The 22,174-nt window shown below is 62.0% G+C and carries 24 protein-coding genes; 14 read left to right on the top strand and 10 right to left on the bottom strand.

The annotated features are described in order from the left end of the window. Positions 1-7: 7 nt before the first annotated feature. Positions 8-2,518, bottom strand: coding sequence for a heavy metal translocating P-type ATPase (locus ACP15S_RS19400; RefSeq protein ID WP_425041330.1), 2,511 nt, complete (start codon positions 2,516-2,518; stop codon positions 8-10). 207 nt (positions 2,519-2,725) lie between these two features. Between ACP15S_RS19400 and ACP15S_RS19395 the strand changes: the two genes are divergently transcribed. Both ACP15S_RS19395 and ACP15S_RS19390 read left to right on the top strand, forming a co-directional pair. Then, complete coding sequence (locus ACP15S_RS19395) at positions 2,726-3,019, top strand: DUF2933 domain-containing protein (protein WP_425041329.1); 294 nt, start codon at positions 2,726-2,728, stop codon at positions 3,017-3,019. A gap of 53 nt (positions 3,020-3,072) precedes the next feature. Continuing rightward, a complete protein-coding gene (locus ACP15S_RS19390) occupies positions 3,073-3,273 on the top strand; it encodes a heavy-metal-associated domain-containing protein (protein WP_425041328.1) in 201 nt (66 codons plus the stop codon). Here ACP15S_RS19390 and ACP15S_RS19385 read toward each other — a convergent pair. The 8 genes from ACP15S_RS19385 to ACP15S_RS19350 form a co-directional block, all read right to left on the bottom strand. Next, positions 3,260-3,988, bottom strand: a complete 729-nt coding sequence (locus tag ACP15S_RS19385; protein ID WP_425041327.1) for a DsbA family protein — start codon at positions 3,986-3,988, stop codon at positions 3,260-3,262. The genes ACP15S_RS19390 and ACP15S_RS19385 overlap by 14 nt on opposite strands. A 10-nt stretch (positions 3,989-3,998) precedes the next feature. Then, positions 3,999-4,475: a c-type cytochrome gene (locus ACP15S_RS19380; protein ID WP_375231038.1), complete on the bottom strand. Its 477-nt coding sequence runs from the start codon at positions 4,473-4,475 to the stop codon at positions 3,999-4,001. Beyond that, a complete protein-coding gene (locus ACP15S_RS19375; protein ID WP_425041326.1) occupies positions 4,472-5,857 on the bottom strand; it encodes a multicopper oxidase family protein in 1,386 nt (461 codons plus the stop codon). The genes ACP15S_RS19380 and ACP15S_RS19375 overlap by 4 nt, the downstream gene beginning before the upstream one ends. Next, a complete protein-coding gene (locus ACP15S_RS19370; protein ID WP_425041325.1) occupies positions 5,854-6,720 on the bottom strand; it encodes a copper resistance D family protein in 867 nt (288 codons plus the stop codon). The genes ACP15S_RS19375 and ACP15S_RS19370 overlap by 4 nt, the downstream gene beginning before the upstream one ends. Before the next feature lie 3 nt (positions 6,721-6,723). After that, positions 6,724-7,068: a copper resistance CopC family protein gene (locus ACP15S_RS19365; protein WP_375231041.1), complete on the bottom strand. Its 345-nt coding sequence runs from the start codon at positions 7,066-7,068 to the stop codon at positions 6,724-6,726. A gap of 84 nt (positions 7,069-7,152) precedes the next feature. Next, positions 7,153-7,725, bottom strand: coding sequence for a L,D-transpeptidase (locus ACP15S_RS19360; protein WP_425041324.1), 573 nt, complete (start codon positions 7,723-7,725; stop codon positions 7,153-7,155). Between the two features lie 121 nt (positions 7,726-7,846). After that, on the bottom strand, positions 7,847-9,292 hold the full coding sequence (locus ACP15S_RS19355) for an ATP-binding protein (RefSeq protein ID WP_425041323.1): 1,446 nt from the start codon (positions 9,290-9,292) through the stop codon (positions 7,847-7,849). A gap of 5 nt (positions 9,293-9,297) precedes the next feature. Next, positions 9,298-10,026 (bottom strand): response regulator, encoded by a 729-nt coding sequence (locus tag ACP15S_RS19350; protein WP_375231067.1) that lies wholly within the window; start codon positions 10,024-10,026, stop codon positions 9,298-9,300. Between the two features lie 245 nt (positions 10,027-10,271). On the opposite strand from ACP15S_RS19350, the gene ACP15S_RS19345 reads away from it, so the two are divergent. Genes ACP15S_RS19345 through ACP15S_RS19325 form a run of 5 tightly spaced genes read left to right on the top strand, consistent with a single transcriptional unit; the run spans position 10,272 to position 13,682 of the window. Beyond that, positions 10,272-10,658: a DUF6010 family protein gene (locus tag ACP15S_RS19345; protein ID WP_425041322.1), complete on the top strand. Its 387-nt coding sequence runs from the start codon at positions 10,272-10,274 to the stop codon at positions 10,656-10,658. 3 nt (positions 10,659-10,661) lie between these two features. Further along, positions 10,662-11,321, top strand: a complete 660-nt coding sequence (locus ACP15S_RS19340; protein WP_425041321.1) for a TVP38/TMEM64 family protein — start codon at positions 10,662-10,664, stop codon at positions 11,319-11,321. Between the two features lies 1 nt (position 11,322). Next, on the top strand, positions 11,323-12,321 hold the full coding sequence (locus ACP15S_RS19335; RefSeq protein WP_425041320.1) for a cation diffusion facilitator family transporter: 999 nt from the start codon (positions 11,323-11,325) through the stop codon (positions 12,319-12,321). After that, a complete protein-coding gene (locus ACP15S_RS19330; protein WP_425041371.1) occupies positions 12,321-13,229 on the top strand; it encodes a sterol desaturase family protein in 909 nt (302 codons plus the stop codon). The genes ACP15S_RS19335 and ACP15S_RS19330 overlap by 1 nt, the downstream gene beginning before the upstream one ends. 3 nt (positions 13,230-13,232) lie before the next feature. Next, on the top strand, positions 13,233-13,682 hold the full coding sequence (locus ACP15S_RS19325) for a DUF411 domain-containing protein (protein WP_425041319.1): 450 nt from the start codon (positions 13,233-13,235) through the stop codon (positions 13,680-13,682). Here ACP15S_RS19325 and ACP15S_RS19320 read toward each other — a convergent pair. Next, positions 13,679-14,242: a Crp/Fnr family transcriptional regulator gene (locus ACP15S_RS19320; RefSeq protein ID WP_425041318.1), complete on the bottom strand. Its 564-nt coding sequence runs from the start codon at positions 14,240-14,242 to the stop codon at positions 13,679-13,681. The genes ACP15S_RS19325 and ACP15S_RS19320 overlap by 4 nt on opposite strands. 76 nt (positions 14,243-14,318) lie before the next feature. On the opposite strand from ACP15S_RS19320, the gene ACP15S_RS19315 reads away from it, so the two are divergent. From ACP15S_RS19315 to repB, 7 genes are all read left to right on the top strand, one after another. Continuing rightward, entirely contained in the window at positions 14,319-14,843 is a 525-nt protein-coding gene (locus tag ACP15S_RS19315; RefSeq protein ID WP_425041317.1) for a hypothetical protein, read from the top strand. A 108-nt stretch (positions 14,844-14,951) separates the two neighbouring features. Continuing rightward, positions 14,952-15,509, top strand: coding sequence for a ubiquinol-cytochrome c reductase iron-sulfur subunit (gene petA, locus ACP15S_RS19310; protein WP_425041316.1), 558 nt, complete (start codon positions 14,952-14,954; stop codon positions 15,507-15,509). A gap of 529 nt (positions 15,510-16,038) precedes the next feature. Further along, entirely contained in the window at positions 16,039-16,407 is a 369-nt protein-coding gene (locus ACP15S_RS19305) for a hypothetical protein (RefSeq protein WP_425041315.1), read from the top strand. A gap of 133 nt (positions 16,408-16,540) precedes the next feature. Next, positions 16,541-18,397 carry a ParB/RepB/Spo0J family partition protein gene (locus ACP15S_RS19300; RefSeq protein ID WP_425041314.1) on the top strand — a complete coding sequence of 619 codons (1,857 nt, stop codon included), beginning with the start codon at positions 16,541-16,543 and terminating at the stop codon, positions 18,395-18,397. A gap of 821 nt (positions 18,398-19,218) precedes the next feature. After that, positions 19,219-19,557: a DUF736 domain-containing protein gene (locus ACP15S_RS19295; protein WP_013959932.1), complete on the top strand. Its 339-nt coding sequence runs from the start codon at positions 19,219-19,221 to the stop codon at positions 19,555-19,557. Positions 19,558-20,072: 515 nt separating this feature from the next. Beyond that, positions 20,073-21,290, top strand: coding sequence for a plasmid partitioning protein RepA (repA, locus tag ACP15S_RS19290; protein ID WP_425041313.1), 1,218 nt, complete (start codon positions 20,073-20,075; stop codon positions 21,288-21,290). A gap of 73 nt (positions 21,291-21,363) precedes the next feature. Beyond that, a partial coding sequence (gene repB / locus ACP15S_RS19285; protein ID WP_425041312.1) for a plasmid partitioning protein RepB occupies positions 21,364-22,174 on the top strand: 811 nt, incomplete at its 3' end.

The following is a 22,174-nucleotide window of genomic DNA, read 5'->3' as shown; positions in this document are numbered from 1 at the left end:
GATCCTCCTATTCTGCGGGTTGGGTCTGTGCACTGATCCGTGGTGCGGTGATGTCTCTGTCTTCACGCAAGGCCGGCGCGATGCGGCGCAGACGCAGGGCGTTTGTCAGAACCGATACCGACGACAGGGCCATCGCACCCGCCGCGAAGACCGGGGAAAGAAGCAAACCAAAGGCCGGATAGAGAACCCCGGCGGCGACCGGGATCAGCGCGACATTGTAGCCAAAGGCCCAGACGAGGTTCTGGCGAATGTTGGTCATGGTGCGCCTGGAAACCTCGACCGCATTCACCACGCCGCGCAGATCGCCTGACATCAAGACCACATCGGCGGATTCGATGGCGACATCGGTTCCGGTGCCGATGGCGATGCCGACATCCGCATGGGCCAGGGCCGGTGCATCATTGATGCCGTCGCCGACGAAAGCAATCTTTCGGTCTCCCGCGCGCAGATCGTCGAGCGCTGCGACCTTGCCATCCGGCAGGACTCCCGCGATGACATGGTCGATTCCGGTTTCGCGCGCGATGGCCTCCGCCGTCTCGCGTTTGTCTCCGGTGATCATCGCAACCTTGAAACCGCGCGCGTGCAGGGCTGCAACGGCTTCCTGGCTGGCGGGTTTCACGGGGTCTGCCACGGCGATCACTGCGGCCAGTTTGCCGTCGATAGCCGCATAAAGCGCTGTCCGGCCCCGCCCTGCCAGCTCGGCTTCCGTTTCGACCAAAGCGGCGATATCGATGCCTTCGCGGTCCATGTAGCGGTCCGCGCCGACCATCACCTCCTGTCCTTCGACGGTCGCGGCGACGCCATAACCCGTGATCGACCGGAAGCCCGTGGCATTTGGAACGGCGATCCCTTCTGTCTGCGCGCCGCGGACAATAGCTTCGGCGATGGGATGCTCAGACTGGGCCTCAACAGCGGCGATTAGGCTCAGCACTTTGTCTCGGTCGAAACCGTCGGCGGTAACCAGATCGGTCAGCGACGGCTGGCCTTCGGTGACAGTCCCCGTCTTGTCGAGCGCGATGACATCGACTTCGGACAGGGCCTGGAGCGCATCGCCCTTACGGAACAGCACCCCCATCTCTGCGGCGCGCCCCGTTCCCACCATAATCGACGTGGGCGTGGCCAAGCCCATGGCGCAAGGACAGGCGATAATCAGAACCGAGACGCCGGCCACCAGCGCAAAGGTCAAAGCCGGGTCCGGTCCGACAAGCAACCAGACCATCACCGTGAGCGCGGACAGCGCCATGACCGCAGGCACGAACCATAGTGTCACGCGGTCAACAAGGCCCTGGATGGGCAGTTTGGCGCCTTGCGCCTCCTCGACCATGCGGATGATCTGTGCGAGCGTGGTATCCGACCCGACCCGTGCGGCCTTGAACGTCAGGCTCCCTGTGCCGTTGACGGTCCCGCCCGTTACGGCGGCACCTGCAGCCTTCTGCACGGGCACAGGCTCTCCGGTAATCATGCTCTCATCCACATTGCTGGATCCCTCGGTCACCTCGCCGTCCACAGGGATCCGCTCACCCGGTCGGACCAGGATCACATCGCCGACGGCGAGTGCTTCGACATCGACCTCTACCGTGTCACCACCCCGGACGACGCGCGCGGTGCGCACCTGCAGGCCAAGCAGAGCCTGAATCGCGGCGCCGGTGCGGCCCTTGGCGCGTGCCTCGAGCCAGCGGCCAATCAGGATAAGGACGACAATGACCGCTGCGGCTTCGAAATAGACCGCGCGTACCCCTTCTGGCAGAAGTCCGGGAAGAAAGGTTGCGACCACGGAGTATCCCCAGGCCGCGCCGGTGCCGACGGCGACGAGGCTGTTCATGTCCGGCGCGCCCTTGAAAAGCGCGGGAAACCCCTTGGTGTAGAAATGGCGTCCCGGCCCGAAGAGGACGAATGTTGCGAGGATGAACTGGATGATCCAAGACGTTTGGAGACCAATCGTCGTCATCACCAAGTGATGAAATGCCGGAATAAGATGGGAGCCCATTTCTAGGATGAAGACCGGGAGCGTTAGAATTGCTGCCAAAAGGACGCTGCGGCGCAGTCCGTCGGCTTCTTCTGCCTTGCGTGCGACGCGAGACTGGCTCGCCTGCGCCTCTGCAATCTCGGCCGGATAACCAATCGCCGCCGATGCGGCCATCAAGTTGCCCAAGGACACCGCGCCCTCGAGATACTCAACCGTCGCCGTTTCTGCCGCCAGGTTCACGCTGACGGAAAGCACTCCGGGCACGTCCGCCAGTGCCTTGTCCACCCGTCCGACGCAGGATGCGCAGGACATGGACGCAATGTTCAAGGTGACCTTGGATGTCCGCGCGGGATACCCCAAGGAGGCAAGCGTCTGCGTGGCGTCGGTAAGCCGAGACGGATCATCCAGCGAAAGGCGCGCCGTCTCAGACGCGAGGTTGACGGCGACTTCGGAAACCCCGTCGAGCCCCGCCAAGGCCTTTTCAACACGTCCCACGCAGGATGCACAGGTCATGCCTTCGATGCTGAGCGTTGTTTGGCTGGTGTCGGTCATGGCGTGTTACCTCGATTGCGTGCTCGAGACAGATATAGGGCTTCCAGTCACTGGAAGCTCAAGGGGTTTATCGGAGGTTTCTTTTTGGGGCCGGCACAGCAGCAACCTACAGTCTCTCTAAACCCCTGTTTCCGATTGAAATGTATCGATTTGTAAACTTGTCGCACGAGCGATTGGTGCGCTATCTCCGAGGTAGGAGTATGTTCGATGAATATGTCAGATCAAGAAAAGCAGCTGCAGAATTCAAAGATGATGCACGTCGGCATGTGGGTGTGCTGCGCGGTGATGCTGCTTCCACTGCTTGTTTTCTTTGCCCGCGGCGGCACAGTTTCTGGCCTGCCGGGCAGTTTCGGCGCTCTAATCCCGATCGTCCTTTGCCTCGGCGCACATGGCGTGATGTTCTTCTTCATGGGGAAGTCCTGTCATGGAGGCAGCAAGTCATCGGACAGCGACGCGCCCGGCGTGGCAAAAATCCCTGTCCAGACATCAATGGACGCTTGACCTTCTACTAACCGGAAGCCCCGTCTCTCATCTGGTGAAAGAAAGGGGGCTCCATGCGACTTCACGTTCCGGACATGAGATGCGGTCATTGTACCGCAGCGATCACCAAAGAGATCACGGCCCTGGACACTTCGGCGAGCGTTAGGGCTAACCTAGACTCGCGAACGGTCGATGTGGACACGTCGTGCACGATCAGTGCTGTCGTCGAGGCGATCAAAACTGCCGGATACGCAGCTGAACCTATTTCTTCATAGCCCGCGCCTCTTGGGTGAGACGGATCATTTGATCTGCCTCGATGACGCCCGGAACCAGCGCATCTCCGATCACGAAAGACGGGGTGCCATTGAAGCCGAGCTGGCGGCTCATCTCCATTGACGCCGCGATATGGGCATCGATCTCAGGCGCCTGCATGTCCCGTCGCAGCTGCGCGATATCCAAACCAATCTCCTGTGCGACCTGGATGACGGACGCTTCCTCGGCCCGGCCTTGCATGCCCATCAACGCCCAGTGAAACTCCTCGTATTTGCCCTGCTCTCGCGCGGCCAATGCGGCGCGCGCGGCAAACACCGAGCCATCACCGAGGATCGGCCACTCTCGATAGACCAGCTTCACGTTGGGGTCTTCGTCCAGCAGTGCTTCGATATGCGGCTTCACCCGACGACAATAGGGACAGTTGTAATCGAAGAACTCCACGACCGTGACGTCGCCGTCTGGATTCCCGAGAACCGGCGCGTTCGGGTCGTTCTCGAGGAGATCGCGGTTTTCGGAGAGGACACTCGCCGCTGCGGCCGCCTGCCGCGCCTGTTCACGCTGTTCAATGATCTGAACCGCCTCGAGGACGATTTCCGGGTTTTCGCGGATGGCCTCCAGAACCAATTCCTTGACCCGGTCTTCGTTGAGTGCGTCGGCATGAGACGCGAGTGGGATAACCAGAGTGACAACCAGTGCCATTGCCGTTGCGATCTTCATGAGCGTTCTCCTAGTTCACCGCCACGCCCTTAGTGCGCGCGGCCTGCATGTCCTGAATTTCCTCGGGCCAGGTCGACTTGATGTACCCGAGAATGTTCCAGATTTCCTGATCGGTGAGTTGATCTCCGAAGCCGGGCATGCCGCTGTCGAACTCCATGCCTTGCGCCGCCATCATCTCGCGGCCTCCTAGTCTCGTGTAGTTAAACAGAACCTGGTCTTCGTGATGCCAGGTGTGACCGGTTTCATCATGGGGTGGTGCGGGCAGCCGACCGTCCTCGCCCGGACTCCGCCAGTTGTCCTGACCTTCCAGATTGACCCCATGGCACGCGGCACAGGTCTCGGCATAAAGCGCCTTGCCGGCGACGAGATCGACGCTTTCCGGCATCACACCGCTTTGGACATCACCGGCAGACCCGGTCCAGACATAAGCCGCCGCTCCGAGCGCCGCCAGGACACCAATCCCCAGGATGGCAGTCATAGCTCTCATGCCACATTGACCCATGCCATCATGCCGGACGCCGCGTGTGACAGCATATGGCAATGCAGCAGCCATTTTCCGGGGTTGTCTGCCACGAAGGCAATATCGCGCACTTCGCCCCGGTCGAGCAGCGTGGTGTCGCGCAGCGCGCCGAGGCTGCCATCGGGTGCGATCTCGTGAAAATGCATGCCATGAAGATGCATGGCATGCGGAAACGATGTGTCATTGGTGATCTTCAGCCGGACGGTTTCGCCACGCGACAGTTCCGCCAGTGGCGGGCCATCCATGCCCCCCACTGCGCCGTTGAAGGCCCAGAAGTTTCCTGCCTCCATCATGTCGCGCATCGAAGACATCCGTCCGCCCATCATGGCACCGCGCATGCCGCCCATGGCCCCGCCCTCCATCAGCAACGCGATGTCCCTTGCCGATGCCAGATCGGGCATGGCATGGGCATTCGGCGGCAGGGGTTGAGGCGTTTCGCGCCGCGCTCGTGTGCCGTTGCCTTTCACCTCGAAGGCCACTTGAGAAAAGCTTTCATCGCGGCTCAATTGCACGATATGGCCCGCGCTGCCGGCCTCTGCGGTCACGTCGACGATCAGGTCCACCCGTTGTGCCGACGACAGCAGGAATGGACCCTTCACATGTTGCGGTGTGGCCAGCGGCATCCCGTCCATGGCCACGATCCAGCCATCGAGCCCCTCCAGCGCGAGTTGGAAAATCCGGGCGTTGGACGCATTGATCAGCCGCAAGCGCAGACGCTCATGCCGTTTCACGCTCTTTGCGAGATTGTAGACGCCGTTCGTTGTGATGTAGTTCCCGAGGCGCCCGGCATGGCTGAGGTCATGCATCGCCCCGAAGGTATCCGCGATCTGAGCTGTTTCCGGATCGATGCGCCAATCGTCAAGGATCAGGACCTCTTCCCGGTCGATATCGATCGGCTCCGGCTCTTCGACGATCAGCGCACCCTGAAGACCACGTGCGACCTGCTCGAACGAGCGGTTGTGCGCGTGATACCAGTATGTGCCCGCGTCGGGGACGACGAAATCATAGTCAAAGCTGTCCCCGGGGCGAATGGCATCCTGCGTCAAACCCGCTACTCCATCCATCGCATTGTCGATGCGAATCCCGTGCCAATGGGTCGATGTCGGATCGGGTAAGTCATTGATAACACGCCTCTGTACCCGCGCGCCTTGCATAACCCGGATTTCCGGGCCCGGTGCGATACCATCGAACCCCCAGATCTGCGTTTTTCCGTAGTCGTCAGGTAAAAGCTGCATGTCGGCGACCCGGGCTGTCACCGCGCGCATGTCTGATTGTGCAGACAGTGCATTCGGCATGCACACCAAACCGGCAGCACTCATGCGAAGAAAATCGCGTTTTGAAAGTTTCATGATGGCACCGTTAGGATTGAGGTGAAGACAGCCGTGGCAAGCAAGATGACACCGATACAAACCCATTCGAGAGAAATCGATCTTGCAAGGTGCGGCCCAGCTTTGGGATCACCGCTCTGCAAAGCGGGCACAAGCCGTGTTTTGTTGATGGCGGCAAGGGCCAGAAGCAGCGTCACGACGGCAATCTTTGCCAGAAGTGTCAAACCATAGGCAGTGCCGAGAAGCGCGGGTAACGAACCAACCAGTCGCCAGGTCATTACCACGCCAGCGAGCAGCAAGAGTGGGACCGCAACAGATGCGACCTGTCCAAAGCGATGTCCAAGCACGCCAGCAACTGGCAGCGTGTCCGCAGACCCGGAAAGCTTATGGAGCGGAAGAAGGACGCCGATCCAGAATGCGGCAACGATCAGATGACCGAACAAGACGCTCTGAAACCACAGGCGATCTTCGCTGGCGACATGACCGATCTCGCAAAAACTCCAGATTGCCAAGAAACTGCCCAAGAGCGCGACCCATAGCCACCGTCCCCCCAAGGCCACACCGGTCAGGAGTGCGCCCAGGCCCAGTAGCCGCGACAGCAGGGCGTCTCCGGGCGGCGTTTCCCAGAGCAACGCCAGGATCGCCAGATCAGTCATGCCTGAAGCATCATCCATGAGCACTGCGCCCCGCACGGCAAAGCCGAGGAATGACATTGCAGCCGCCAAAAGAGCAAAGAAAACGGCCCAGGCGCGTAGAAAACGGTCGAGCCCAGCCAACTGCTCGGAAAAGACTTGGCGACAGAATATCAGCCCGGCACTCGTGAGGACGCCGAGATAGAGCAAAAACTTTGTGGCAACCGCAGCCTGTCCCCAGATATCCGGCACCGCTCACTTCACTTCAAACGAGAAGACACCGTTCATCGGGTGCCCATCAACACCAAGCCCGCGCCATTCGATGTGATACATCCCCGGCCCCATCGGCGTGAGAGGCAGCGAGAATTCTTTGACAAAACCGGATTGGGCGCCGAGGTCCAGAGCCTCGGTGTGCGTTTCAGCATGGGTCATTTCGACTTTCGTCAAACGCATCCCATCGTTGAAGCGCAGTTCAATCGTTTCTGGCACGACCTCAAGAACGGCACCATTTGCAGGCGTCATGCTTTCCTTCTCAGAATGAGCAAGAGCAGTCGAACCGATAAAAGTCAAAACCATGGCAAAAAAGAAATTGTACTTCACTGGAATACCCCTTCGTTAAGCATCACGATCGGTTGTGCCCGTTGCGAGCTACCCTGGTGATTGGCATGATCCTGCCGCGCCATATCAGATCAACCTGACTTTCGTGCCAACGGGCACTCGGTCAAACAATTCTTCAACCTGTTCGTTGTAGAGACCAATACAGCCGTTGGAGGACCGTCGTCCGATCTTGCGCGTGTCCGCCGTGCCATGAATTCGGTAATATTGCCACGACAGGTATAGCGCACGCGTCCCGAGGGGGTTTTCAGGATCGCCGCCAGGGATTCTTGCCGGCCATTCGGGATTGCGCTCGCGCATGGACGGGGTTGGCGCCCAACTTGGATTTTTCCGCTTCTCGACGACTTCGGTGTACCCACGCCTCGTCAATTCTTCTGTCATGGGAACGGAAGTTGGATAGAGGCGCATTTCGCCATCGGCTGTCCAATGCTGCAGCACTTTCGAGTTGGTGTCAGAGATGATCAAGCCGACACCGAGCGCGTCGAAATGGTCCTGCCAAGCATGCGTTCGAAAGGACGACACATTGCGCCGCACCGAGTTGACCTCCTGCGCTCTGACAAGAGAAGGCGCGAAGAGCACCGTGGCGCCAAGCCCGCGCGCAAAGCTGCGCCGGGTGAAAAAAAATCGGTTTCTTGACTGCATGGGCCTGCCTCGTTTCCATGTCGAACGCTTTGTTTTCTATCGAAGATCAGTGAGCGACGGAATGCAGGAAGGCCCGAAATTTTGTAAGGTTATGTATCAACCCGCCGGCTGGATGGTGGCGCTACACTTTCTTGGTTCGAGCCGAAAATCCGGTTTCGGCGCGCGCTTCGGGATGCTCTGACGGAGATGTCATTGCAGCTTGATTCGCAGTTACGGGCAAAACAATGCGTGCACAGAGCCCGCCCTCTGTGCGGTTCGACAGGGTGATTGCGCCGCCGTGTTGCAAAACGATGCTGCGGGCGATTGAAAGGCCCAGCCCATGGCCTCCGGTTTCGCGGGAGCGCGATCCCTCGAGGCGCAGGAAGGGCTGGAAGACATCGCGCAACCGGTCATCGGGGATTCCCGGCCCATCGTCCTCGACCAAAATCTCGATGCTCTCGTCAAAGATGCCCCAGGTCAGGGTCGGGTTGCGCCCGTAGCGCCCCGCATTGTCGATGAGATTGCGCAAAGCACGGCGCAGCGCCTTGGGCTTGATCTGCACCATTGCCTCGGGTCCCGGGCGCACGTCCAACGCACCGTGGGTTGCGTCCCGAATGTCGGTCAGGAACGCGCCAATCTCGGTCCGTTGCAGGGCCTCGTCCTGTCCCACACCGCGCGCATAGGCCAGCGTGGCTTCCACCATATCCTGCATCTCGTCGAGAGAGGCCGTGATGCCGGTCTTGGTCTCCGCATCCTCCACCATCTCGACATGAACCCTGAGCGCGGTGAGTGGCGATCTCAAGTCATGAGCCAGGGCGGCCAGCATTTGCGTCCTGTCCGTGACGAAGCGAGCCAGGCGCGTTTGCATGTCATTGAAGGCCGTCGTCAGGTTCCGCACTTCATTTGGGCCGACCGGCGTGAGGGGTCCTTGCCCGCCACCGCGCCCGAACTCCTCGGCAGCCGCGGCGAGATCATTCAGAGGCCGCGTGAGGCGCGTCAGCAGAAACCAGAATATCGCCAGCAGCAAAACGGCTGCCGTCAACACGAAAGAGAGGGTGGAGGCCCAGGACCATTGTATCGGCGGCCGCTCGAACCGGGTGGCGACGTTCAGCCATTGGCCGCCGGCAATGGCGATCGAGACCTCCATTTCGAGGGCCGCCAGGGTGCCCTGCATCATCTCGGCGTGCATTTCCGCCATTTCCGGAGAGAGGTTCGGCAGCGGCAACAGCCCCTGTTCAATCTCATGCACTTCGACCCGAATATCGCGGGTGTAGCCATCGTTCAAAAGCGCACGCACGCGCGCTTCGATCGCTCCGTTCTCATCATGGTGGGTGTGCGTTACGGCAGGCGTGTCGCCGAGATCGAAGCGTACAAGGGGCGAGTTTGCCGCGGCCACGATATCCTCATGCAACGTCGGCGGTGCTTCCTCGATCAGACGGGCGACGTTTGCTGCGCGTCCGGCTGCCTCGCTGCCGATGGCCGCTTGCACGGCAAGCGACCGTTCATCGACAAAAAGCCACAGACCCACGACCTGCGCCACGAACAGGACCACCACCACCAAAAGGGCGATCTGTGAGCGGAATCCCATCCGCATCAAGCCTCGACCTCCACATCACAGTTCAGGCAATACCCGCCATTGCGCACCGTCGATATGATCCGGGGGCGAAGCACATCGGGTTCGATTTTCCGGCGCAGGCGCGAAACCTGATTGTCGATCGTACGGTCAAATGGTCCGGCGACACGGCCGGCGCTCAACTCCAGAAGCTCATCCCGGCCGATCACCGCCCGGGGACGCTCCAATAACACCGTCAGCAACTTTGCTTCGGCCGTGGTCAGTGTATTGACCGTGCCATCGGGGCAAATGACATGGCTGGCGTCGTGATCGAATGTGATTCCGGCAAATACGGCCCGCTTGCCCGCAAATGTTCCGCCATGGGGTGCATATCCGTCTCTCGCACGGCGCAGGATCGCATTGATCCGGGCCAGAAGCTCGCGCGGATTGAAGGGCTTGGCCAAGTAGTCATCTGCACCGGTGTCGAGCCCCTTGATCCGAGCGTCATCGTCGCCGAGCGCCGTCAGCATGAGAATCGGCGTTTTCTGCTGCTCCCTGCGCAGCCGTGCGCAGGCCGCGAGCCCGTCCTCTCCCGGCATCATGATATCGAGCACGATCAGATCGAATTTGTCCTCGCCCAACCGTGCATCCATCTCGCCCGCACTTTTGGCTCCCGTCGCGCGCAGCCCGTTTTTCTCCAGGTAGCGCGTCACGGAATGCCGGATCTCGGCATGATCATCGACGACCAGAATATGCGCCGATGCCGCCATCAGCGATCGGGTCCCACACATCGGCACGTCTGGCCGATCGGCCTTCTGTTCAATAGATTGAGTTCCATAACACCCAGAATAGATTGTTCTTTCGGGAAAGACCCGCACCTCGTTTGTCGCAATATGTATCAATAGACCTGACATGTCTTGACCCTCCAGCTGCTGGAAGCCCCATCTGACGCGGCATGACAGGCGCAAGACCAGACATATCGGGACAACATCCCGCCCAATCAGCGCACCGGACCATGGCGGCGCCCGCTTGGATCGGATTTGCGCTTTTTGTGGTCACAATGCCCGCCCACCTCCTCCTGGAACAGGCAGACTCGCTTGCCTTGGCAGCGGTCACACCGGCCCTGATCGGCGGAGCCTATATCGGGTTCGGTGCCGCCGATGGCCGTCGCTCCGTGTTCTGGTCTGAGCTGGCGGTTGCTCTCGTCTTTGGGGCGGCGGCCGTAGCGGGTCTCCTTTGGCATTGGGCAGCCTTGCCTCTGGGTCTCGCGCTCCATGCGCTGTGGGATCTTGCCCATCACAATGCGGTCCGCCTCGCCCGGGTCCCACACTGGTACATCCCGTTTTGCGTCGTCTTTGACCTGATGGCGGCAGCCTTTCTTGTGCTGCTTTATACGAGGTAGGCCATGGTGCGTGTCGTTGTTCTTGTCCTTCTGGGGCTCTTGTTTCTCGTTCTGGCGCGTCCGGACCTTGCGGGGCTCGATGCCGATCTGCCGGAGCGCGACGACCTGCGGCGCTGGATCGAGGCGGCTGGTCTTCTTGGTCCGCTTCTGGTCGTGGCGCTGATGACGCTGGCGATCGTGGCCAGCCCCCTGCCCTCGGCGCCGATCGCGCTGGCTGCCGGGGCCGCCTACGGTCACACCTTCGGAACCCTGCTCGTCGTGCTCGGCGCAGAGATCGGCGCGCTTGCCGCGTTTCTGCTCGCGCGCGGGCTGGGGCGCCCTTTCGTGGAACGCCATGTCGGCGAGACGATCGGACGTGGACTTCTGGGGTCACAGAATACCTTGACGTTTCTGGTGTTCGGAAGCCGACTGCTGCCGTTCCTGTCCTTCGACATGGTCAGCTACGCTGCAGGATTGAGCGTCTTGCACCTTTGGCGGTTTGCCCTGGCGACCCTCGCGGGGATCATTCCGGCCAGCTTCTTGCTCGCCCATCTCGGCAGCGAAGCCATGAATGGGGACGTGCAAACCGCCACCTGGACGGCGCTGGCGCTTGGCGCATTTACCGCCGCGTCCGTCCTCTTTGCGATCTGGCGCGACCGCCGCACGCCGAAAAAGGAGATCTGACATGGCCACTCATTCACATGCGGGACATATGCCGTCGTCGGGAAAAGCTCTGGTCATATCTGCCTGGCTGACCGGCATCTACTTCGTGATCGAACTGGCCGTCGGGCTCTGGACCGGCTCGATCGCGGTGCTGTCGGATGCGTTTCACACGTTGTCCGCCGTCGGGGGCGTGCTCGTCGCCATCATCGCGCAGCGGATCGCGCGCCGCCCGGCGGATATGGCGCGCAGTTACGGGTGGTATCGCGCAGAGATCATTGGCGCGCTCGTGAATGGCGGCTTTCTTCTCGGCATGGCGCTTCTGGTGATCTGGATGGGGGCGATGCGGCTCGGAAATCCGATCCATCTGCCCACGGGACCGATGCTCTGGGTGGCCTTCGGTGGCTTGGTCACCGAGGTGATCTCGCTCGGCCTGATGTGGAAATCCAGCCAGGATGATCTGAATGCCCGCGGGGCCCTCTGGCACATCATCCAGACCTTCGTCGGCAGCCTGTTGATCATCGTGACCGCGCTCGTCATCGAGTTCACTGGATTTCTGGCGATCGACCCGATCCTTGGTATGTCCTTCGGGGTCGTGCTCCTCTGGGCCTCGATCGGAGTTATCCGCGAGGCAGTGCATATTCTGTTGGAAGGCACCCCGGCGGATACTGATCTCTCGGCCGTGACCGCTGATCTGCGCGCGCAGGACGGCGTTCTCGATGTCCACCATGTCCACGCCTGGACCCTGACCAGCGGCAAGCATGCCTTCTCGGCCCATCTGCGCCATGCAGAACCTGCCGATGCCGCGCGCATCCTTGAGACCGCCTATATGCACCTGACCAAGCATCACGGGTTTCACATGGTGACCCTGCAGCTTGAAACCGATTGCCTCGACGAGCGCCACGCGGACGATTTGGACGTGACGCGGTCGCAACCGGGTGGTTCTGAAGGTGCAAAGGGTTCATCATCGGATGTGCACGCCCACGAAAACATCGAATCGACAATGCATGAGAAAAACGAGTGATTGACGCCATTCTCAACGCGGAACCTGAACTTCGACTGGCCGCCTTCCTCAGCGTGCTGGCCATCATGGCGCTATGGGAAATCGCCGCTCCCCGCCGTCGGCGTGACATTCCGCGCGTCATCCGATGGACGAACAATCTTGCGCTTGTCGTGATCGATACGGCAATCCTGCGACTGACCTTTCCCATTCTGGCAGTGGGCCTCGCCGTTATCGCCGAAGACCGAGGCTGGGGTTTGTTCAACACCTTGGAGGTCCCCGTCTGGGCAGCTGTGCTCGTCTCAATGCTTCTCCTCGATATCGCGATCTACCTTCAGCATGTCATGTTTCACGCCATTCCTGCGCTCTGGCGCCTGCACCGCATGCATCATGCGGACCTCGAATTCGATGCAACGACCGGCCTGCGCTTTCATCCAATCGAGATCCTGATCTCGATGGTGTTCAAGCTCGCGGTTGTCGCGGCCCTGGGACCCCCGGCCGTCGCGGTTTTGTTGTTCGAGGTGATCCTGAACGCCACGGCCCTGTTCAACCACGCCAATATCAGTCTGCCGCCGTCCGTCGACCGCTGGCTGAGGTGGATTGTCGTCACCCCCGATATGCATCGCGTCCACCACTCGGTCGATCCGCGGGAAACGAACTCGAACTACGGGTTCAACCTGCCTTGGTGGGATCGACTTCTCGGAACCTATATCGCGCAACCCGCCAAGGGTCACACCGGCATGGATATCGGTATCGAGCAATTTCGGACGACGCGAGATTTGTGGATCGACAGAATGCTGGTTCAGCCGATCCGGGGACCCGCAAGCGGATATGCGCTCGATATGTCCGGGTATAGCAAACCGCAGTCCGAACAGGCGCTCGACTCCCAGTCCGATAAGACCAATATTCCAGATACCGAAGAGAGGGATTGATGAATGAAACGACGTAGCTTTCTGCTGACCGGCGCTGCCGCGACGCTCGCGCTCCCGGCGATGGCCGATACCGCACCGTCCATCAAGGTTCTGAAATCCCCGACCTGCGGATGCTGCACGGCGTGGGTCGATCATGTCCGGCAGGCCGGGTTTCAGGTCGAGGCCCGGGATGTCGGTCAGGACGCCCTCTATGCGCTGAAAGACAAGCTCCAGATCGCGCCGGAACTGGCCGGGTGCCACACCGCTGTGGTGGGCGATTACTTCATTGAGGGCCATGTGCCGGCAGAAGACATCGCCCGGCTTCTCTCAGAGCAACCGGCGGCGCGCGGGCTGAGCGTGCCGGGTATGCCGATGAGTTCCCCTGGCATGGGCGGTCCCGGTGCCGGCGATACGTTTGATACGCTGCTTGTCGGGCCCGATGGCGCGACATCGGTCTTTGCCAGTCATAGCTAAGCCAATCGGTAGGTTCCGCGGGATGGGTTGTTGACCCGACCCGCTTCCACAAGCGCCCGCAGCGCACGGTAGGTCGCCTCATGCGTCAGCTGGAGGCGCGCGGCAAAGTCGACGACGGTGCCATCTAGAAGACCCGCGACGATCCCCGCCATCACCCGATCCTCGGCGCGTCGGATGCCGACAATTTCCATGATCTGCCGGTGCGCCTGAACCTGTTGGGCCGCCTGGCGTCCATAGGCCCGCGCAAAGTCCGGGTTCGCAAAGCCGGCGAGAACCGCGGATTTGTCGATCCGGATCAACTCGCCTGCATCCATCACGATGGCATCACAATGATAGCGCTCCGAAAAGACCGAGGCTTCGGCAAAGCTGGTCCCCGGTGCCGCCCGGTGAATGATGAGTCGCTCGCCATTCGGACCAACCCGTTCGAGATGCACACGCCCGGTCTTCAGCACATAGAGGCCTCGGGTCCGTGCGCCCTGTCGAAAGAGCACGTCGCCAGCCGCAATTGTTTGCTGCCGAAGCGCAGATTTCGGGAGAAGGTCGTATGGCTCTGGCAGCATATGATTGAAATCATATCCTAGAGCAGGCCTGCGTGCTAGGAAAAACGGGTATCGTGCCGTTCAAAAGGATCCCCCCATGCGCCTTGTTGCTCTTCTGCTTGCCCTGTCATTGTCTGGACCCGTCGCGGCCCAGCACAACCATTCCGCGACCGGGCATGCGATGCCGGGTCCGCAGGAAACCGGGCAATCCGCTTTTGCCGCCATGGCGGAGATCGTGGCGCTCCTGCGCGCCGATCCCGACACCGATTGGGCAAACGTCGATATCGCGGCTCTCAGGCGACATCTCGTGGACATGGAGCTTTTGACGATGGAGGCCGAGGTTACCCGCAGTGTGCGGCCCGCCGGTATCCGGTTCGAAATCCGGGGGGCACCGCGCGTCCTCGAAGCCATTCGCGCCATGGTGCCTGCCCATGCGCCGTTCCTTGCAGCCGAGACGGGTTGGGAGGTCACGACAGAGGATCTCGGGGACGGCGTCGCCCTCCTCGTCGATGGCGAGTCCGACCAGATACAGGGTCTTGGGTTCTTCGGGCTGATGACCATCGGCGCGCATCACCAGGAGCATCACCTCATGATGGCAAAAGGCGAACCGCCCCACCATTGAGCTGAAGATCCGCCACAGTTTCCCTCCGCCAGCCCCCGCGTTGCAGACAAAACATTACAAAACCCGCGTTGACGTTCCGGGGCGGGAAGGTTGCACACTCGCTGTGCTATGGATGCCACCGACGACACTGAACGCAGGGATTTCCTGTATTATGCCACTGCTGGCGCGGGCGTGGTCGCGTCCGGTGCGGCGCTCTGGCCGCTGATCAATCAATTGAACCCATCGGCGGATGTGCGCGCCCTGGCGACTATCTCGGTGGATATCTCCGGGCTCGCGGAAGGCACGCAACTGACCGTCAATTGGCGCGGAAAGCCCGTCTTCTTTCGCCACCGGACGCAAGCGGAGATGGCCCAGGCGCGTGAAGAGGCGGTCTCCACCTTGCCGGACACCGATGCGCGCAATCCCAATCTTCCCGGCGTGGCCACAGCGCGGGATGAGAACCGCGCCATTCCGGGCCATGACGCCTATCTGGTGATGATCGGTGTCTGCACGCATATGGGATGTGTCCCGCTTGGCGATGGCGCGGGCGATTTTGGAGGGTGGTTCTGTCCCTGCCACGGGTCGCACTACGATACCGCGGGTCGTATTCGCAAAGGGCCTGCGCCGGAGAACCTGCACATTCCACCTCTGGCCCTGTCCGACAACATGGTGCTGACGCTCGGTTAGGCGCATGCGGCGTTGTCATCTTGACTGGCCCGCCAACCGCACGGCTGGGCAGGCTCTAGGGCACAAGATGCCCCGGAGCCAATACTGTCTCGGCCCTTCCGGGTAACGATCCTTCAGGCACAAGACAAAGGCAATCGCGGGCGTGCCCGCGATCACGCGGTCAATCGACGGGGGTGCCGTCGCTCTGCTTTGGCACCCCCGACGGTTTTGCATTTTTCCTCCGCCTGACATCCGGGCGACGGCGCCAACAGGGGCTCGGGTGCCGCTGGCGCGTCAGCCTCCGCCGGAGAAATCCGGTGCCTCCCGTCGGTCGATGCCGCCGGGTCCCTCCCGATTTCACCGCTCCGGCCCCCTGTGTCCCGCCGCCGCCCGGCCGCAGGTCGGGCTGCGCCCTTCCCTGCTCTGCCCTTCGGAAGACGCGGGGGTCTTCCGAACGTCAGAGACCGGGATGGCCCGCGCCCAAGGCGGACAATGGGCCAATGCACAAGAAACCCATGCCGCGCCAACCACGAAGGAAAGGAGCGAGACCATGGGCCTCGATCAATATGCCTATCTCAAGACACCCGAAAGCGGAGACGAAGGGGAAGTGCCCGCCTTTGTCTGGCGCAAGCATTCCAAGCTGCAGACATTCATGGAAACCCTCTATGTCGCCCGCACCGGCCTCTCGGCCAGCGACCTCAACTGCGGCGAGTTGATCCTCGCGCCGGAGGACATCGACCGCCTGGAACGGGCCGTCACCGACGGCACCCTGCCCCGGTGCGAGGGCGGCTTTTTCTACGGCCACCAGTTCCAGGACGAACAGGCTGCCGACTGCCGCACCTACGACCTGGACTTCTGCGCTTGGGCGCGGGCCGAAATGCAGGCCGGATCGACCGTGGTCTATTCCTGCTGGTGGTAACCCGACAGCGCCTCAGAGACGCCCTGAGCGTCTTTTGGGGGCCTTCCCCTGCTCTTCCCCTTCCATCGTCCTCCTGCGCCGCCACGGCGCGGTAGGCGCCACATCCCACCCACAAACTCAAGGAGACTTCCCCATGACCAAGCAAGACCCGATCCTCACCGACACGGGCAGCATCGAACTGGTGCCGCTCGACGCCCTCACGCTCTCGGACCTCAATCCGCGCAAGAGCGTCTCGGACGCCCATATCGACACGCTGGCAGCCAGCATCGCCCGCTTCGGACTGATCCAGAACCTTGCAGGCCTGCGCACAAAGAAAGGCCGCGTCGAGATCGTCGCGGGCGGATGCCGCCTGCGGGCATTGCAGAAGATCGCCACCGAGGCCGAAACCCCTGCCCCGGTCACCGTCCCGGTGCGCATCACCGAGGATGCCGAGGAAGCTGCCATCTGGGCCAATGCCGAAAATGCCGCGCGTGAAGCCCTGACCCCGGCGGATGAAATCCGCGCTTTCGGGGCGATGACGGGCAAGGGCGCGACGGTGCCCGATATCGCGCTGGCCTTCGCCACCAGCGAGTCCCGCGTTTATCAGCGGCTGGCCCTTGCCGCCTTGCCCGCTCCGGTCATTGATGCGCTGGCGGCAGGCGAGATCACCCTCGGCGCGGCCAAGGCCTTCACATTGTCGGAGGATGCGGCGTTGACGCTCACCCTTCTCGAGCAGATCAAGGGGCAGCCGATCTCGGAGGCGCAACTGAAATCCGCGCTCACCCCCGAAGCGGTGACCGGCAGTGACCGCCGCGCGCTCTTTGTCGGCCAAGAGGCCTATGAGGCCGCAAGCGGCGCGATCACGCGGGACCTGTTTTCGCAGGCGGTCTATTTCACCGATCCGGCTCTGCTGGATGATCTCTTTGACGAACGGCTTGAGGCGGCCCGTGCCGCGCTGGTGTCGGATGCGGGCTGGCTCTGGGCCGAGGCCAAGCGCGAGCCATGGCTCAACTACTATGAAATCGACCAAGCCAAGCTGACACGGCTCTACCCGGTCGAGGGCGATCTGAGCGACGCGGAGGCCGAGGATTACGACCAACTTGCCGAGATGTGCGAGGCGGGTGTGCTCGACGCGGACGGCGAGGCGCGGCTGGCCGATCTGCAATCCACCCTCGACGGCTCATACACCGACGACCAGAAGCGCGTCTCCGGTTGCCTTATCCTTGTAAATCAATCGGGTAAGGTGGAGATCACTGCTGGTTTGGTGCGCCCCGAAGACAAGGATGCGGCCCTCGCGGCGGGCGTTCTTACAGCCCCCGACCGCCCTGCCCCCGCGCCGAAATCCCCCTACTCCCAGAAGCTGAGGGCCGACATGCAAGCGATCCGGCTGGCGGCGGTGCAATCGGCCCTTCTGGCCAAGCCGGACCTTGTGCTCGATCTTCTGGCCTTCGGCCTGTCGGAAGCCTCCGGGTCGTTCGAAAGCCTCTTTGATCTGCGCCTCGGACGTCCCAACAACGTCCCGAGCATCGAGGATGGGTTTGACCGCGAGCCGCGGCTTGATCACGGTCTCGACCCGACCGCCGCGTGGCAGACCGGTACCCGCGTCGATGATCTGGAGGAGGCCTTCGCCGCCTTTCGGGCCAGCGGCAAGAAGGCCCGCAACGCGGTCCTGACCGAAGCTTTCGCGCGCGCCCTGCCCGATCAGGCCGGGAACGAAGGTTTCTTTGCAGCCATCGCCGCCGAGGCCAAGGCCGATATTCGAGCCCACTGGACGCCCACGGCGGAGAATTTCTTCTCGCGCGTCTCCGCCGGGGTGCTGACCGACCTGCTCTGCACCTTTCTCGACTGCGATAGCCGCGACGCGCGCGTGGTGGCCTTCGGCAAACTCAAGAAGGCGGAGAAGGCCGAGAAGCTGGAAAAGCTGATCGGCGATGCGACCACGCAGAAACTCATGGGGCTGACCTCCGAGCAGAAAGACAAGCTGGCGATCTGGGTCCCGGATTGCCTCTGAGCCTTCCTTCGTGGGAAGACCACCTGGCCCCGCTCCGGCGGGGTCTTTTTTTGTGCTCGGTCAAGCACGGGTACGGGATGGCCCAAAATTGTCCGGCGGTGGGGCAGAGGAATGCCCCCTGCCCCGCCGCCGGACCGGCGCTGCCCGCGCGGGGGTCGCTGCGCGACGGGAGGGGCCGGGGAGACACTCAGGGGGGGCGTCGGGCCTGCGGGGCGTGGAGTGACCGCCTGTGGCAGCTCCGGGGCGCGCCGTTGCGGCCAGTGGCTCGCCCCCAGTGGCCCATGTGGCGGGGCGGGAGCCTGACACCCGGTGCGCCGGCATGGCGCTCGGACAGGTGGCCTGTCCGCTGCGACCTGTGCCGAAACCCTGATTGGTATCTCACGGGATCGCCTGGGGCTAAGCCTGAGTGCAGCGGCCTCCAAGGTTTGCGGCATGGGACCCATGGCGGTGACCGGTGCCGGAGCCAGGCCAGCAAGTTCCCGGGTGAGAGGCGGGATGGCGTGCTGTCCTTGCGTTCCGGCGACATACGTTGCCGAGGCGCAGATCCTGTCCAAGCCATTGGCGCTGATCGTGGCGGGCACCTGTTGTTGTCCGGGGGTCCGGCCCGTCTCCGACCGGTGTTGCTGAGCGTCGCCGGTGGCAGGGCACCCCGGGAGCCGCAAAGGTTGGGGCCCGTCTTTTTCCCCTGCCCGTGCCGGGCATTCCGCGCGGGTCAAAAAGGGCGCCCCCCTGCCCTTCTCCGCTGCGCTGCGCCTGCGGTGCTGCCCCAGGGCTCCCTGCTTTGGTCACCGGCATTGCAACACCAGACAAGGAGACACGCAATGACCCCGAACTGCATCAAATTTGACGCCGCCGAGATCGGCACCGCCAAAGGCACCGGGTCGATCTCGACCCTGACCTTCGATCTCGACATCTCTGTGGAACCCGTGACGAGCGACAATCCGATGGCACCCACCCACCGGGTGCTCGGCCGCTCGCCCCGCGGCCGTCTCGTCGAATGCGGCGGCATCTGGCGCAAACAGAACCGGGAGACCGGCGCGGACTATTTCACGCTGACGATCCGGGACTACGGGTTCAATGCCAATCTCGGCCAGGCGGCGCATCAGGACGACCCGACCCTGCAGGCGGTGATCCCCTGGGGCCCCAAAGAGGCCGCGTGAGCCCGCGGTTGGCCGGGACACCCGGCCAACCCACCCGGGCTTGGGCCTGAGAATCGGGGCCCGATTCTCCCCTATGGGTGGGCTGGGGGTGTTTCTTGCCGGGATCCTCCGAGCGAGACCCCGGTGCGCTCCGTGCAGACGACCGTGATTGTGGCACAAGCCTGCACGGGTGGTCGCAGGCAACGGCCATCTGGCGCCACGGCCCTTGTGCTCGGATCGTGATTTATCTTTCTTGACAGCCGTGCAAATCTAGAAATATGTTTAAAAACAACCATCTATAGTAATTCCGCCGCCTTCTTCGCAAAGACGTATGGACTGGACTGGCATTGCACCCTACCAGATATTGCGGTCCCTTTTGCCCTATCTGCGGTGTCTTGTGGTCTCCCCGATCTGTGCCATGATCCGGCAGTGCTTTGCCGCCCGCTGAAAAAATCGTTGTGGATAACCCACTTCCGCGGTAGTCACAGTTTAACGAAAGAAATCGCGATAAAAGCGATATTAGGCGAGGCGGCAGGATGGCGACAGCACCATTCCGGCAAGATACAGGCGAGTTGGCCTTCGATGAAATCATTCTCCAGCAAGGAGAACTGATTTCCGATCGACTCAATATCTTGCGTCAGGAACAATACCCCCCCGATGCCCAGAAGGGTCTGCGGCAGTTTTCTCTCGCCGAGGTGGCCTATTTCCTCGGCGTCACGCAGTCGACGATCAAGAAGCTTCATCTGGAGGGCAAAGGGCCGGAGCCACAAACCTCGGCCTCTGGGCGGCGATCCTATTCCGCAGCACAAATGCTCGAGCTGCGCGCCTATCTCGATGCCCATGGCCGTCCGGGCAAGCGGCGGTACCTGCCCCACCGCACCGAAGGCGAAGAGCTGCATGTCATCTCCGTCGTCAACTTCAAGGGCGGCAGCGGCAAGACGACGACCGCCGCCCATCTAGCGCAGCACCTGGCGCTCAAAGGCCACCGTGTGCTGGCGGTCGATCTCGATCCCCAGGCCTCGCTCACCGCGTTGCACGGGATTCAGCCTGAATTAGACTCTGTTTCCTCGCTTTACGAGACTCTGCGCTATGATGCGGAACGCCAGCCGATCAGCGCGGTCATCCGGCCCACGAACTTCCCGAACCTCGATATCGTCCCGGCCAGCCTCGATCTGCAGGAATACGAATACGACACGCCGGTGGCCCTCACCAGTCGCGACCCCTCCGAAGGCCGCGCCTTCTTCACCCGCATCTCAAAAGCGCTGGAAGAGGTCGAAGACCGCTACGACGTGGTGGTGATCGATTGCCCGCCTCAGCTTGGATATCTGACTCTAACGGCACTGACAGCCTCGAGTTCGGTGCTGATCACCGTGCATCCCCAGATGCTCGACGTGATGTCGATGAGCCAGTTCCTTCTGATGCTGGGTGGTATCCTGCGCACCATCCGCGAAGCCGGGGCCGAGATGCGGCTCAAATGGTTCCGCTATCTCGTCACGCGGTTCGAACCCACCGATGGGCCGCAAAAGCAGATGGTCGGCTTCCTGCAGGCAATGTTTCCCAACCAGATGCTCGAAGCGCAGATGGTGAAGTCGACGGCGATCTCGGATGCCGGGATCACCAAGCAGACGCTTTACGAGGTCGAGCGGGCGCAGTTCGTGCGGTCGACCTATGACCGCGCGATCACCTCTCTGAACGCCGTCAACGACGAGATCGCCGGTCTCGTGCATCAGGCCTGGGGGCGCGACAGCCCATGAGTTTGATAGCCGTGCAGATGCGTTTTGACAGCCGTGCAGACGGGCGATCGCGTGCGCCGGAAAGGAGGGCATCATGGCCAGAAAAGACCTGTTGAAATCCGTGATCGGGCAGCCGACAGACCCGCCGGTCGATGGGGGCCGCTCGAGCTACGCGATGCGGGGTGCCTCGAAATCCATGAAGGTTTCGATCGACAGTCTCGCCGAAAACTCCAAACGCCTTCTCGAAGGCGAAACCATCGTCGAGATCGATCCCGCCCTGATCGATGCCTCCTTCGTCAATGACCGGCTCAGCGGCGATGACGAGGCCTTCGAGGAGTTGAAGGCGTCAATCGCCTCAAGCGGACAGGACACGCCGGTCCTGCTTAGGCCGCATCCGGAGGCCGCCAATCGCTACATGGTCGTCTTCGGGCATCGCCGGGTCCGCGTCGCGCGCGCGCTCGGACGTCCGGTCCGCGCCGTGGTCAAGGAGATGGACGATGTCGCCCATGTGCTGGCGCAGGGCCAGGAGAACACCGCCCGGGCCGATCTTTCCTTCATCGAGAAGGCGCTGTTCGCCAGGAACCTGCATGATCTCGGCCAGGCCAAGGAGGTGATCCAGCAGGCGCTGACCATCGACGGCACGCTCTTGTCGCGCATGCTGTCGGTGGCGGGGACCGTGCCGGGCCATGTCATCGCCGCGATCGGACCCGCCAAGCAGATCGGGCGCGACCGCTGGGAAGACTTCAAGAAGCTGATGGCGGTCAAAAGCAATGTCGCGGTGGCCGACCGTATCCTGGCCACGGAGGGGTTTGACCAGCTCGACAGCGACACAAAGTTCGAAATTCTGCACAGCAAGGTGACCGAGGCGGGCAGGGCACCCCGGCGCCGGGCGGCGAAAGCCACCC

Origin of the sequence: Primorskyibacter sp. S187A (assembly GCF_049800955.1) — a bacterium.
Lineage (GTDB): Bacteria > Pseudomonadota > Alphaproteobacteria > Rhodobacterales > Rhodobacteraceae > JAKVBH01.
This window is presented reverse-complemented; position numbering and strand designations above follow the sequence as displayed.